Below are 13,157 nucleotides of genomic sequence, written 5' to 3'. Positions count from 1 at the left end.
TTGTCCGCTGGCCCTGCGCGCAACCCACTCTTTTATCTGGACGCCCAAAAGCCTTGATACGCCTGCTGAAGTTCTTCTGGTGGTCTTTCGTCGCAGTCATTTGCGCAATCGTGCTCGGTCTGAGCGGCGCGTTTCTGTATCTTAGCCCCAGCTTGCCCTCGGTAGAGGCCCTCAGAAGCATCCAGTTGCAGATCCCTTTGCGGGTCTACAGCAGCGACGGAAAACTGATCGCCGAGTTTGGTGAGATGCGCCGTTCTCCCATCCGTTTCGCCGACATTCCGCCGCATTTCATCCAGGCTTTGCTCTCGGCCGAAGACGACAATTTCGCCAATCACTACGGGGTCGACCCCAGTAGCCTGATGCGTGCTGCAACACAATTGCTCAAGTCCGGGCACATTCAAACCGGCGGCAGCACCATCACCATGCAGGTGGCGAAGAACTTCTTCCTCAGCAGCGAACGCAGCTTCTCGCGCAAAACCAACGAAATCCTCCTGGCCTTGCAGATCGAACGCGAGCTGACCAAAGACGAGATTCTCGAGCTGTACGTCAACAAGATCTACCTGGGTAACCGTGCCTACGGCATCGAAGCGGCGGCCCAGGTGTATTACGGCAAGTCGATCCGCGACATCAGCCTGGCGCAGATGGCCATGATCGCCGGTCTGCCCAAGGCGCCGTCGCGCTTCAACCCGCTGGCCAACCCGGTGCGCGCCAAAGAGCGCCGCGACTGGATCCTCGGGCGCATGTACAAGCTGGGCAAGATTGATGAGGCGAGCTACCAGGCCGCCCTGGCCGAGCCGATCAACGCCAGCTACCACGTGCCGACGCCAGAAGTCCGTGCCCCTTATATTGCCGAAATGGCCCGCGCCGAAATGGTTGGCCGTTACGGTAGCGACGCCTACACCGAAGGTTTCCGGGTCACCACCACGGTTCCGAGCGACCTGCAGGAAATCGCCAACAAGGCCGTGCTCGACGGCCTCAGCGCCTACGATGAGCGCCACGGCTATCGCGGCCCCGAAGCACGCTTCCCGGGCAAGACCCACGCCGCCTGGCTGCAGGAACTTGGCAAACAGCGCCCGCTGGGCGGCCTGGAGCCCGTGATTGTCACTCAGGTCGACAAGACCGGCCTGCAGGTGCTGACCCGCGCCGACACCCTGGAGCATGTGGCCTGGGACACCATGAAATGGGCCCGTCCGTTCCTCAACACCAACAGCCAGGGGCGTGCGCCGCAACAACCGTCTGACGTTGCCCAGGTCGGCGACCTGATCCGCGTCCAGCGCCTGGACAACGGCAACCTGAAGTTCAGTCAGGTGCCGGGCGCGCAAAGCGCACTGGTCTCGCTTGACCCCAATACCGGCGCCATCCGCGCCCTGGTTGGCGGCTTCTCCTTCGAGCAGAGCAACTACAACCGCGCCATGCAGGCCAAGCGTCAGCCGGGCTCGAGCTTCAAGCCATTCGTCTACAGCGCCGCACTGGACAACGGCTACACCGCCGCCAGCCTGGTCAACGACGCGCCGATCGTGTTCGTCGACGAATACCTGGACAAGGTCTGGCGTCCGAAGAACGACACCAACACCTTCCTTGGCCCGATCCGCATGCGTGAAGCGCTGTACAAGTCGCGCAACCTGGTGTCGATCCGCCTGCTGCAGGCCATGGGTGTCGGCCCGACCATCGACTACATCAGCAAGTTCGGCTTCAACAAGCAGGACCTGCCGCCCAACCTGTCCCTGGCCCTGGGCACCGCCACCCTGACCCCGATGGAAATCGCCACGGGCTGGAGCACCTTTGCCAACGGCGGCTACAAGATCACTCCCTATCTGATCGAACGCATCGAAAGCCGCAACGGCGAAACCCTGTTCACCGCCAACCCGCCCCGGGTGCCGCAAGCGGAACAGGTCGCAGCCGGTATCGCCGCGCCAGAAGCGCCGATCAGTACGCAGTTCCCTGGCGAAGCGGCTGCCACGCCTGCCAGCAATCAGCCTGCCTTCCCGCAGGCGCCAGCAGTGGCCGAACGCATCATCGACGGGCGCACCACCTACATCCTCACCAGCATGCTCCAGGATGTGATCAAGCGGGGTACCGGGCGGCGCGCCCTGGCCCTGGGCCGCACTGACCTTGCGGGCAAGACCGGCACCACCAACGAATCCAAGGACGCCTGGTTCTCCGGCTACAACGCCGATCTGGTGACCACCGTCTGGAGTGGTTTCGACCAGCCGGAAACCCTGGGCCGCCGCGAGTACGGTGGCACCGTGGCGTTGCCGATCTGGATGAACTTCATGGGCCCGGCGCTCAAGGACAAACCGAACCATGCTCCGGCCGAGCCGGAAGGCATCCTCAGCCTGCGGGTTGATCCGGTCAGTGGCCGGGCGGCAACGCCGAGCACGCCGAACGCCTACTTCGAGCTGTTCAAGGCCGAGGACACGCCGCCATCGGTCAACGAGCTCAATGGTTCGGCACCGGGCAGCCCGCTGCCGGCGGATGAAGCGGCGCCGATCGACCTGTTCTGATATCCAGGGCCCATCGCCGGCAACGCCGGCTCCCACACAAGCCCATATGTGGGAGCCGGCATTGCCGGCGATGAAGGCAAAACAGATTCACAGCCAGGCACCCACAAAAAAGCCCCGACTCTCGCGAGCCGGGGCTTTTTGTTACAACGCTACAACGGCTTAGCCGTTGAACACGTCATCCACACTTTTCAGCGGGTAGTTCTGCGGATACGGCAGGGTCGCCACGCCGGTTTCGATCGCGGCCTTGGCCACGGCATCGGAAACCACGGTGATCAGACGGGCATCCATTGGCTTCGGAATGATGTACTCACGACCGAATTCCAGCGCTTCAACGCCGTAAGCTGCGCAAACTTCCTTAGGCACTGGCAGCTTGGCCAGGTCTTTCAGGGCGTTGGCGGCGGCGATCTTCATCTCTTCGTTGATGCGCTTGGCGCGAACGTCCAGGGCACCACGGAAGATGAACGGGAAGCCCAGTACGTTGTTGACCTGGTTCGGGTAGTCGGAACGACCGGTGGCCATGATCACGTCGCTGCGGGTAGCGTGCGCCAGTTCCGGGGAAATTTCCGGATCAGGGTTGGAGCAGGCGAAGACGATCGGGTTTGGCGCCATCGACTTCAGGCCTTCAGCGCTCAGCAGGTTCGGGCCGGACAGACCCACGAACACGTCAGCGCCGTCCAGCGCGTCAGCCAGGGTGCGCTTGTCGGTCGCGTGGGCGAAGACCGCCTTGTACTGATTCAGGTCGTCACGGCCAGCGTGGATCACGCCAGTACGGTCAACCATGAAGATGTTCTCGATCTGCGCGCCCATGCTCACCAGCAGCTTCATGCAGGAGATGGCGGCAGCGCCGGCGCCCAGGCAGACGATTTTGGCGTCAGCCAGGGTTTTACCGGCGATTTCCAGGGCGTTGATCATGCCGGCGGCGGTCACGATCGCGGTGCCGTGCTGGTCATCGTGGAATACCGGAATGTCGCACTGTTCGATCAGGGCGCGCTCGATCTCGAAGCACTCAGGCGCTTTGATATCTTCCAGGTTGATGCCACCGAAAGTGATGGAGATGCGGCGGACGGTGTCGATGAAAGCCTGTGGGCTCTCCGATTCGACTTCGATGTCGAAAACGTCGATGCCGGCGAAACGCTTGAACAGAACGCCCTTGCCTTCCATGACCGGCTTGGATGCCAGTGGGCCGAGGTTACCCAGGCCAAGGATGGCGGTGCCGTCGGAAATGACTGCTACCAGATTGCCCTTGCCGGTGTACTTGTAGGCCAGCTCCGGATCGCGACCAATTTCACGTACCGGCTCGGCCACGCCAGGGCTGTAGGCCAGCGCCAGGTCGCGAGCAGTCGCGGTAGGTTTGGTGAGCTCGACGCTCAGTTTCCCCGGACGAGGCTGAGCATGGTATTCGAGAGCGGCGGTTTTCAAATCTGACATGGTGGGCATTCCGCTATTTACTGTTCTGACGGACCGCCGAGGATACGCAAAGAGCAAAGGGCCGACAAGACTGGTCGGTCACTTGTGTCAAGGCCTTTAACCTACGACTTTCCGCCAAGAGCCGCAGCCCGCAAGGGTTTCAATGTGTACAATCGAAGAAAAAAATGTCCACAATTTTTTATCTTTCGACCCGCTCCAGCATCGAAGGATCTGTCAAAGGCAGCAACCAGCGCTTCTGCCCGGCCTTCAGACCGCCCTTGCGGGAACGATCCAGCACCCAGCCTCGCGTCTCGACGCTGCGGCTCTTGAGCCCATCAAGGAAGGCGGGAGGAAAATTGCGCTGCAACCGCACCGGGACCTGAAGCACCAGCGCATCGTCGATTTCGATCCAGATACCGCCGCGATTGCGCTCGATACCCGTGACTTTTCCGCCGATCAAGGCAAAGCCGGATTGCCGTACCTGTGCCGCCGGGATCACAGGGGATTGCCGCCAGACACCGGCCTTGCGCTGACGAGCGGCACGCTCGGCCTGCTGCTGACACTCGCTCAGGGACACATTCGGCGCCACGGCAACCCGATAGCCAAGGCCTTCGCTGAGCAGTTGTGCTTCAAAATTGTCGCCAGAGCGGCCATAGATGTGCGCCAGGGTGCGCCCATACTTGTCTTTCGACTCGACGCCCGGCACCAGCCCGACCTCGGCCCCACTGGCCTTGACCAGGGCCTGCAAACGCTGACGAGCGGCCTCGGCGAAGGGTTCGCTGGTTCGGCCCTTGCGGCCGATTTCCGGGGCATTGATGCCAATCAGTCGTACGCTGCGGCCATCATTCAGACGCAAGGTATCGCCATCGACCACCTGGCGCACACTGACCAGCTGGGGATCGACCGGTAGCGGGCAGAAGGCCAGAGCCGGCAGTTGCCAAATCGCGCCCACAAAAAAGGCGCCCACAAGGGACGCCTTTTTCAGCAGCATTGCCAAACCCATCGGGCCGGCTACGCGCAATCTTACTTCTTGCCGAACGCTGCGAAGCGATCTTCGAAGCGCTTGACACGGCCGCCGGTATCCAGAGTCTTCTGCTTACCGGTGTAGAACGGGTGGCACTCGTTGCATACGTCGGTACCCAGCGGAGCGCACAGGGTCGAACGAGTTTCGAACTTGTTACCGCAGCTGCAGGTGACTGCGACTACTTCATAATTCGGGTGAATTTCTGGCTTCATGGTCACTTCCTCGACTGCGTGCCGCCACCCAACACCATTGTTGAATACCGCACGTAATTAGGCGGCGAATAATACCAGAGCATGCTGTCAACGCAAGTTGTCGCTTGCACCGACCGTCGTCTGCTAGGCTCGCCGGGTCCTGGTAACCCCCTTCAGAGAATTCATCGCGTGTCCGACGTCATTCTGCGCCTCGCCCTGCCCTCGCCCCTGCGGCGACTGTTCGACTACAGGGCGCCAGCGAGCATGGCGCGCCAGGCGCTGACCCCGGGCATGCGTATCCGCGTGCCTTTCGGGCGGCGGGAGATGATCGGCATCCTGATCGAAATCACCGACAAGAGCGAGGTTCCGGCCGACAAACTCAAGCCGGCCATTGCCCTGCTCGACCCGGTCTCGCCGCTGCCCCCGGCGCTGTTCAAACTGTGCCTGTGGACCGCCCAGTACTACCAGCACAGCCTTGGCGACACCCTGAGCTGGGCCCTGCCGGTACTGTTGCGCCAGGGCGAACCGGCCGAGGCCCGCCAGGAGCGCTTCTGGCAGATCGCCCCGGGCGCGCGCCTGGATGATCCGCGCATCGCCCGCGCACCACGCCAGCGTGAAGCCCTGGCAACCCTGGCACAACATCCCCACGGCGTCGCCCACGCCCTGCTGAGCAAGCTGATGCTGAGCAAGGACAGCCTCGACCTGCTGCTGGCCAAAGCGCTGGTTCAGGTCGAAGTGCGCCGTCATCTGCCCCAGGAACGCCACGAACACTGGCTGGCCCAGCCGGAACTGCCGCTCAACGACGAACAACGCGCCGCCTTCAACGCTGTGCGTTCGGGGTTCGACAGCTTTCATGCCTTCCTGCTCGCCGGCGTTACCGGCAGCGGCAAGACCGAGGTGTACCTGCAACTGATCCGCGAAACCCTGGAAGCCGGCAAGCAAGCGCTGATCCTGATTCCGGAAATCAACCTCGGGCCGCAGACCCTGGCGCGTTTCGAACAGCGTTTCAACGCCCGTATCGCCCTGCTGCACTCGGCGGTCAACGACCGCGAACGTCTGGACGCCTGGCTGGCGGCCCGCGACGGCGAGGCCGATATCATCATCGGCACCCGCTCGGCACTGTTCACGCCGATGAAACACCCCGGCCTGATCATCATCGACGAGGAGCACGACGGCTCCTATAAACAGCAAGAAGGCCTGCGCTACCACGCCCGCGACCTGGCCCTGGTGCGCGCACGTCAGGAAAACATCCCGATTCTGCTCGGCTCGGCGACGCCATCACTGGAAAGCCTGCACAACGCCCACAGCGGCCGCTACGGCCTGCTGCGCCTCACCCAGCGCGCTGGCGGTGCCCAGCAGCCACGCTTCCTGCGCCTGGACGTCAAGAGCCGACCGCTGGACAGCGGCATCAGCGGGCCCATGCAGCAAGCCATCGGCCAGACCCTGGCCGCCGGCCAGCAGGTGCTGGTGTTCCTCAATCGCCGCGGCTTTGCCCCGACCCTGTTGTGCCACGACTGCGGCTGGATGTCCGAATGCCCGCGTTGCGACGCGCGCATGACCGTGCATCAACGCTCCAACGAACTGCGCTGCCACCACTGCGGTTACGACGAGCGTGTGCCGCGCCAGTGCCCGCAGTGCAACAAGGTCGACCTGCGCCCGGTTGGCGCGGGTACCGAGCGGGCTGAAGAGCGCCTGAGCATTCTGTTCCCCGACTTCCCGGTACTGCGCGTGGACCGCGACAGCACCTCGCGCAAAGACGCCATGAACCAGTTGTTCAACACCATCCAGCGCGGCCAGCCGTGCATCCTGGTCGGCACCCAGATGCTCGCCAAAGGACACCACTTCCCGCGGGTGACCCTGGTAGCGATCCTCGATGCCGATGGCGGCTTGTTCTCCGGCGATTTCCGCGCCAGCGAGCGCATGGCCCAGCTGATCGTCCAGGTCGCCGGCCGCGCGGGACGCGCCGAAGAGCCCGGCAAGGTAATCATCCAGACCCATCTGGCCGACCACCCGCTGCTGGTGCAACTGACCGAACAGGGCTACTTCGCCTTCGCCGAGCAGGCCCTGAGCGAGCGCCGCGCTGCGGGACTGCCACCGTTTGCCCACCTCGCCCTGCTGCGCGCCGAAGCGCACAAACCGGGGCAAGCTGAAAGTTTCCTCGACGAAGCCTGCAGCGCTGCAGAGCAGTTGCTGGCCGAACACAACCTGCAGGGTATCGAGCTGTTGGGCCCGGTACCGGCGCCGATGGAACGACGTGCGGGGCGTTTTCGTGCACAACTATTGCTCCAGGCCAATGCACGGGCGCCTTTGCATCGACTGATCAGTGCCTGGTTGCTACTGTTGGAACAAATGCCGTCCGGGCGCCAGGTGCGCTGGTCTTTGGATGTGGACCCGGTGGATCTGTACTGATCCTTCCCGGTGGGAGCGGGCTTGCCCCGCGATTAAAGTCCCGCCAATTCCCCCCAAAGGTTGGCAACCTCGCCCCGGCAACGGATAATGTCCAGTTTTTCCACCTGCGCATCGAAGCGCCGCCGCGCTTGCGGTCGAAAGAGAAGCCCATGAAAGACACCATTCGCCAGCTTATCCAGCAAGCCCTCACCCAACTCGTCACCGACGGTGTGTTGCCTGAAGGGCTGACGCCGGCGATCCAGGTGGAAAACGCCCGGGACAAAACCCACGGCGACTTCGCCAGCAATATCGCGATGATGCTGGCCAAGCCAGCCGGCATGAAGCCCCGCGACCTGGCGGAAAAAATCATCGCCGCGCTGCCTGCCGACGAGCAGGTCAGCAAGGTCGAGATCGCCGGCCCGGGCTTTCTCAACTTCTTCCAGAACACCCAGGCCCTGGCCGCCCGCCTGGATGCCGCACTGGCCGATGCCAAGCTCGGCGTGAGCAAAGCCGGCCCGCAGCAGAAGGTGGTGGTCGACCTGTCGGCGCCGAACCTGGCCAAAGAGATGCACGTCGGCCACCTGCGCTCGACCATCATCGGCGACGCCGTGTCGCGCGTCCTGGAGTTCCTCGGTGACACCGTGATCCGCCAGAACCACGTCGGCGACTGGGGTACCCAGTTCGGCATGCTGATGGCCTACCTGCAAGAGAACCCGATCACCAGCGACGAGCTGTCGGACCTGGAAAACTTCTATCGCGCGGCGAAAAAGCGCTTCGATGAGTCGGAAGAGTTCGCCGACCGTGCCCGTGGCTTGGTGGTCAAGCTGCAAGCCGGTGATGAGGACTGCCTGAAGCTGTGGACCCGCTTCAAGGACATCTCGCTGTCGCACTGCCAGAAGACCTACGAACTGCTCAACGTCAAACTGACCATGGCCGACGTCATGGGCGAAAGCGCCTATAACGATGACCTGGCCAATGTCGTCAGCGACCTCAAGGCCAAGGGCCTGCTGGTAGAGAGCAAGGGCGCCCAGTGCGTATTCCTCGAAGAATTCAAGACCGCTGAAGGCGAGCCACTGCCGGTGATCGTGCAGAAGGCCGACGGCGGCTACCTGTACGCCACCACCGACCTGGCTGCCATCCGCTACCGCAGTAACGTACTTAACGCTGATCGCGCCTTGTACTTCGTCGACCAGCGTCAGGCCCTGCACTTCAACCAGGTGTTCGAAGTGGCGCGCCTGGCTGGTTTCGTCGGTCACCCGATGCAAATGGAACACATGGGCTTCGGCACCATGAACGGCGCCGACGGCCGTCCGTTCAAGACCCGCGACGGCGGCACGGTGAAGCTGATCGACCTGCTCACCGAAGCCAAGGAACGCGCCTACACCCTGGTCAAAGAGAAGAACCCAGAGCTGCCGGAAGACGAACTGCGCGCGATCGGCCAGGTGGTCGGCATCGACGCGGTGAAATACGCCGACCTGTCCAAGCACCGCACCAGCGATTACAGCTTCAACTTCGAATTGATGCTCAACTTCGAAGGCAACACCGCACCGTACCTGCTGTACGCCTACACCCGCGTCGCCGGTGTGTTCCGCAAGCTGGGTAAAAGCTTCGATGAAGCGGACGGGCAGATCGTCTTGCAGGCCGCCCAGGAACAAGACCTGGCCGCGCGCCTGGCACAGTTCGGCGAAATCCTGAACAACGTCGCCGAAAAAGGCACCCCGCACGTGCTTTGCGCCTACCTGTACGACGTCGCCGGCCTGTTCTCCAGCTTCTACGAGAACTGCCCGATCCTGGGTGCTGAAACGCCTGAACAACAGCAGAGCCGCCTGCGCCTGGCCGCCCTGACTGGCCGTACCCTCAAGCAAGGTCTGGAGCTGCTCGGCCTGGAAACCCTGGAGCGTATGTAAGTTGGCTGCCAAGAAAAAACCTGCACCCAAGCGCGGCGCCAGCCGCAACCAGGCCCCGGCAAAGCAACCGATTCCGGGCTGGTTGTGGCTGGCGATCGGCCTGACCGTCGGCGCCTTCGTCGTTTTTCTGATGAAACTTGAGCCGGGCAACGAAGAGGTCAAGCGCAGCAAGCCTGAGCAGCAGAAAGCCGAGAAGGCCGCCGAAGCCAACAAGACCGCGCCAAGTCCGCAACAGCCGGTCAAGCCCAAGTATGACTTCTATACCTTGCTGCCCGAGTCGGAAGTGATCGTGCCGCCTGAAGCGGTACCGGAGAAGACTCCGCCGGTACCGGCGCAACCACCGGTCACCCCGGCGGAAGCGGCGAAGATCGATACCGCACGGGCCCAGGCGGCGCTGATGGGGCAGACGCCACCACCGGCACCCCCGGTGATCAAGCCAGCGGCAACCACCCAGTTCTTCCTGCAGGCCGGCTCGTTCCGCAAGCAGGCGGACGCCGACAAGGTCCGTGCGCAGATCATCCTGCTTGGCCAGGCGGTCAAGGTGGAGTCCGGCACCGTCAAGGAAGAGACCTGGTACCGCGTACTGGTCGGCCCGTTCAGCAATCGCGAACAGCTGACCGTGGCGCAGAAACAGCTGGCCGGCAGCGGCTTCAGCAACCTGTTGCTGCAGCAGCGCCAGACCCGCCAGTAATCCCGCCGGCGGCCTTGTCGATCACGACAAGGCCGCTGCATTCAGCGCCGCTGGGCGTTGGCCAGCGACACCTGGGTGTTCAACGTCCAGAAGTCATACAAGATCCCGACCAGAAACAAGCCGCCCGTGCACAGGTAGATGATCCCGGTGATCCATTTGCCCTGGTACATGCGGTGCACGCCGAAAATGCCGAGGAAGGTCAGCAGGATCCAGCTCAGGCTGTAGTCCAGAGGCCCGGCGTGAAATCGCATGGAAGCCTCGCGGTCCATGGCCGGAATCAGGAACAGGTCGATCAGCCAGCCGATGCCCAGCAGACCCAGGGTGAAAAACCAGATCGTGCCAGTGACCGGCTTGCCGTAGTAGAAGCGGTGCGCACCGGTGAAACCGAAAATCCACAGCAGATAACCGATCACCTTGCTGTGCGTGTCATGCAGCTGCCCATCCTGTTGATAACTGTTCATTCATAGCCTCTGAGGGTTATCGGTAAATTTTCTAAGGAAAAATGTGACTTTTTTGTGTTGGGGCGACGTACGGACGGAACCAATCGACAAGCGGATCAAAAATTGACCAGAAAGCTGTTATAAAGTTGCGCGCTAACCAACAAGAGCCCTGCCCATGCGTCATCTTTTCAAGACATGGCTGACCCTTTGCCTATTATTGCCACTGGCCGCCCACGCCACCAACCGTGAGCAACGTTTACCCAACGGTTTCTCCACCCAGTCCACTTATTCTGCGGCTGCGCGTTCGAACAAGAACGCCAGTAGCAATGCCCAGCTTCGCACCCGCTCCAGCAAGCCAAGCCTGCCGGTCGCACCGATGTCGCCGCAGCAAAGCAGCGACGTGCTCAGCCGTGCCGTCAATGTCCTGGGTACACCTTATCGCTGGGGCGGCAGCAGCCCGAGCAAAGGCTTCGACTGCAGCGGCCTGGTCAAATACGCCTTCAACGACATTGCCGAAGTCGACCTGCCCCGCACCTCCAATGCCATGGCCCAGGGTCACGGCGTGAAGGTCGATCGCAACGACCTCAAACCGGGCGACCTGATCTTCTTCAACATCAAGAGCCGCCGGGTCAACCATGTTGCCATTTACCTGGGCAACGACCGCTTCATCCATGCCCCGCGCACGGGTAAGCGGGTCAGCATCGACACACTGAACAAGCCCTACTGGCGCAGCCGCTATGTGGTTGCCAAGCGCGTTCTGCCGAAAAGCCAGCAGATGACCCTGGCCAAGCGCTAACACCATTCATGCGTCCGCACGCGGGCGCTTTCAAGGTTGATCACGCCACGCGTCACCAGGCCCTGCAGGCAACTGTCCAGGGTCTGCATACCTGACGCCCCGCCTGTTTGTATCGTCGAATACAGCTGTGCCACCTTGCCCTCGCGCACCAGATTGCGTACCGCTGGCGTGGTCAGCAGAATCTCGTGCGCCGCCACGCGTCCACCCCCCACCTTCTCCACCAGCACCTGTGACACCACCGCTTGCAGCGCTTCGGCGAGCATGGCGCGAACCAGCAGCTTTTCCTCCGCGGCAAAGACATCCACCAGCCGGTCGATGGTTTTTGCCGCCGACCCGGCATGCACCGTCGCCAGCACCAGGTGCCCGGTTTCCGCAGCGGTCAGCGCCAGGCGAATCGTCTGCGCGTCGCGCAACTCGCCGAGCATGATCACATCCGGGTCCTGGCGCAGCGCAACGCGCAAGGCCTGGGCAAAACCGTGGCTGTGCCGGCCGATCTCACGCTGGCTGATCAGGCTGCGCTGGGGCGTGTGGATAAACTCGATGGGGTCTTCAAGGGTGAGGATATGCAGTTGCCGCTCCCGGTTCAGGTGATCAAGCAAAGCGGCCAAGGTGGTGGACTTGCCGGAGCCGGTAGGGCCAGCGACCAGCACCAATCCCGCCGGCAACTCGGCAATCTGCTTGAACACGCCGCTCAGACCCAGTTCGGCCAGGCTGTACACCCGACTCGGGATCACCCGCAGCACTGCCGCCGGGCCTCTGTGCTGAGTGAAGGCATTGACCCGAAAACGCGCCAGATCAGGCACGGCAACGGAAAAGTCGGTTTCCAGAAGCGTTTCGAAATCCTTTTTCTGCGCTTCGTTCATCAACTGCCCCAGTAATTCAGACACCTGCTCAGCGCTCAGGGCTGGCAGATCCAGACGACACATTCGTCCATCCTGACGTATCGTCGGCACCTCTGCCGCCGCCAGGTGCAGGTCCGAGGCGCCGGCCCTTGTCGCCAGGGCCAGCAGTTCAGTCACATCCATGAGACTCCCCAAAGGCTGCCAAGCAGGTAGAATGCCGCAGACCCAAAGAGCCGCTGGCATCGATCAATGTCCACCATAGCAGACAACCTTTCCACGCTCGCCGCCCGCATCAGCGTTGCCGCCGAGGCCGCTGGACGCGCGCCGTCCGACATCCGCCTGCTGGCGGTGAGCAAAACCAAACCCGCCGCCGCCGTGCGTGAAGCCTTTGCCGCCGGAGTTCGCGATGTCGGTGAGAACTACCTGCAGGAAGCCCTGAACAAACAGGGCGAATTGACCGACCTGCCCTTGACCTGGCACTTCATCGGCCCCATTCAGTCGAACAAGACTCGCGCAATTGCCGAGCATTTTGACTGGGTACATTCCGTGGACCGCCTGAAAATCGCCCAACGCCTGTCCGAGCAACGCCCTGAGGGCCTTGAGCCGCTGAACATCTGCCTGCAGCTGAATGTCAGCGGCGAGGCCAGCAAATCCGGCTGCACGCCTGAAGAACTGCCAGCGCTGGCGAACGCCATCGCCGCACTGCCGCGGTTGCGCCTGCGCGGACTGATGGCGATTCCCGAGCCGACGGACGATCGCGCCGCTCAGGAAGCCGCATTTTCCAGGGTTCGCGAACTGCAAGACAGTCTCGGCCTGAGCCTGGACACCCTTTCCATGGGCATGAGCCACGACCTGGAAGCGGCCATTGCCCAGGGCGCGACCTGGGTACGTATCGGCACCGCGCTGTTCGGCGCCCGCGACTACGGCCAGCCCTAGACCTATGCCTTTTTTCAACTTTTTCCTAAAG

General features: G+C 62.5%; 11 protein-coding genes. 6 read left to right on the top strand and 5 right to left on the bottom strand.

All coding sequences use genetic code 11. The features are described 5' to 3' along the window. The first annotated feature begins 56 nt into the window (after window positions 1–56). The gene (locus NPS47_RS10800) at window positions 57–2,504 is read left to right on the top strand and encodes a penicillin-binding protein 1A (protein WP_274295056.1); all 2,448 of its coding nucleotides are present in this window, start codon (window positions 57–59) and stop codon (window positions 2,502–2,504) included. A gap of 159 nt (window positions 2,505–2,663) precedes the next feature. Here NPS47_RS10800 and NPS47_RS10795 read toward each other — a convergent pair whose 3' ends face one another. The 3 genes from NPS47_RS10795 to rpmE form a co-directional block, all read right to left on the bottom strand. After that, the gene (locus NPS47_RS10795) at window positions 2,664–3,932 is read right to left on the bottom strand and encodes a malic enzyme-like NAD(P)-binding protein (protein ID WP_274294966.1); all 1,269 of its coding nucleotides are present in this window, start codon (window positions 3,930–3,932) and stop codon (window positions 2,664–2,666) included. Between the two features lie 178 nt (window positions 3,933–4,110). Further along, entirely contained in the window at window positions 4,111–4,932 is an 822-nt protein-coding gene (locus tag NPS47_RS10790; RefSeq protein ID WP_274294965.1) for a thermonuclease family protein, read from the bottom strand. Window positions 4,933–4,934: 2 nt separating this feature from the next. Continuing rightward, window positions 4,935–5,147 (bottom strand): 50S ribosomal protein L31, encoded by a 213-nt coding sequence (rpmE, locus tag NPS47_RS10785; RefSeq protein WP_107024884.1) that lies wholly within the window; start codon window positions 5,145–5,147, stop codon window positions 4,935–4,937. Between the two features lie 168 nt (window positions 5,148–5,315). Here rpmE and NPS47_RS10780 point away from each other — a divergent pair, with 168 nt between their 5' ends. From NPS47_RS10780 to NPS47_RS10770, 3 genes are all read left to right on the top strand, one after another. After that, complete coding sequence (locus NPS47_RS10780) at window positions 5,316–7,535, top strand: primosomal protein N' (protein WP_274294964.1); 2,220 nt, start codon at window positions 5,316–5,318, stop codon at window positions 7,533–7,535. A 149-nt stretch (window positions 7,536–7,684) separates the two neighbouring features. Next, complete coding sequence (gene argS, locus NPS47_RS10775; protein WP_274294963.1) at window positions 7,685–9,421, top strand: arginine--tRNA ligase; 1,737 nt, start codon at window positions 7,685–7,687, stop codon at window positions 9,419–9,421. 1 nt (window position 9,422) lies between these two features. Beyond that, complete coding sequence (locus tag NPS47_RS10770; protein WP_038615555.1) at window positions 9,423–10,112, top strand: SPOR domain-containing protein; 690 nt, start codon at window positions 9,423–9,425, stop codon at window positions 10,110–10,112. A gap of 41 nt (window positions 10,113–10,153) precedes the next feature. On the opposite strand, the gene NPS47_RS10765 is transcribed toward NPS47_RS10770, so the two are convergent. After that, window positions 10,154–10,573, bottom strand: a complete 420-nt coding sequence (locus tag NPS47_RS10765) for an NINE protein (protein WP_274294962.1) — start codon at window positions 10,571–10,573, stop codon at window positions 10,154–10,156. 154 nt (window positions 10,574–10,727) lie between these two features. On the opposite strand from NPS47_RS10765, the gene NPS47_RS10760 reads away from it, so the two are divergent. Beyond that, window positions 10,728–11,348, top strand: a complete 621-nt coding sequence (locus tag NPS47_RS10760; RefSeq protein ID WP_274294961.1) for a C40 family peptidase — start codon at window positions 10,728–10,730, stop codon at window positions 11,346–11,348. Here the strand turns inward: NPS47_RS10760 and NPS47_RS10755 are convergent. Then, the gene (locus NPS47_RS10755) at window positions 11,345–12,373 is read right to left on the bottom strand and encodes a type IV pilus twitching motility protein PilT (protein WP_274294960.1); all 1,029 of its coding nucleotides are present in this window, start codon (window positions 12,371–12,373) and stop codon (window positions 11,345–11,347) included. The genes NPS47_RS10760 and NPS47_RS10755 overlap by 4 nt on opposite strands. Before the next feature lie 66 nt (window positions 12,374–12,439). On the opposite strand from NPS47_RS10755, the gene NPS47_RS10750 reads away from it, so the two are divergent. Continuing rightward, the gene (locus NPS47_RS10750; protein ID WP_274294959.1) at window positions 12,440–13,126 is read left to right on the top strand and encodes a YggS family pyridoxal phosphate-dependent enzyme; all 687 of its coding nucleotides are present in this window, start codon (window positions 12,440–12,442) and stop codon (window positions 13,124–13,126) included. The last annotated feature ends 31 nt before the right edge of the window (window positions 13,127–13,157 follow it).

The organism is Pseudomonas putida (genome assembly GCF_028682475.1).
GTDB classification, from domain to species: domain Bacteria; phylum Pseudomonadota; class Gammaproteobacteria; order Pseudomonadales; family Pseudomonadaceae; genus Aquipseudomonas; species Aquipseudomonas putida_AG.
Note: the sequence above shows the minus strand (reverse complement) of the source record. Positions and strands in the feature narration are given on the sequence as shown.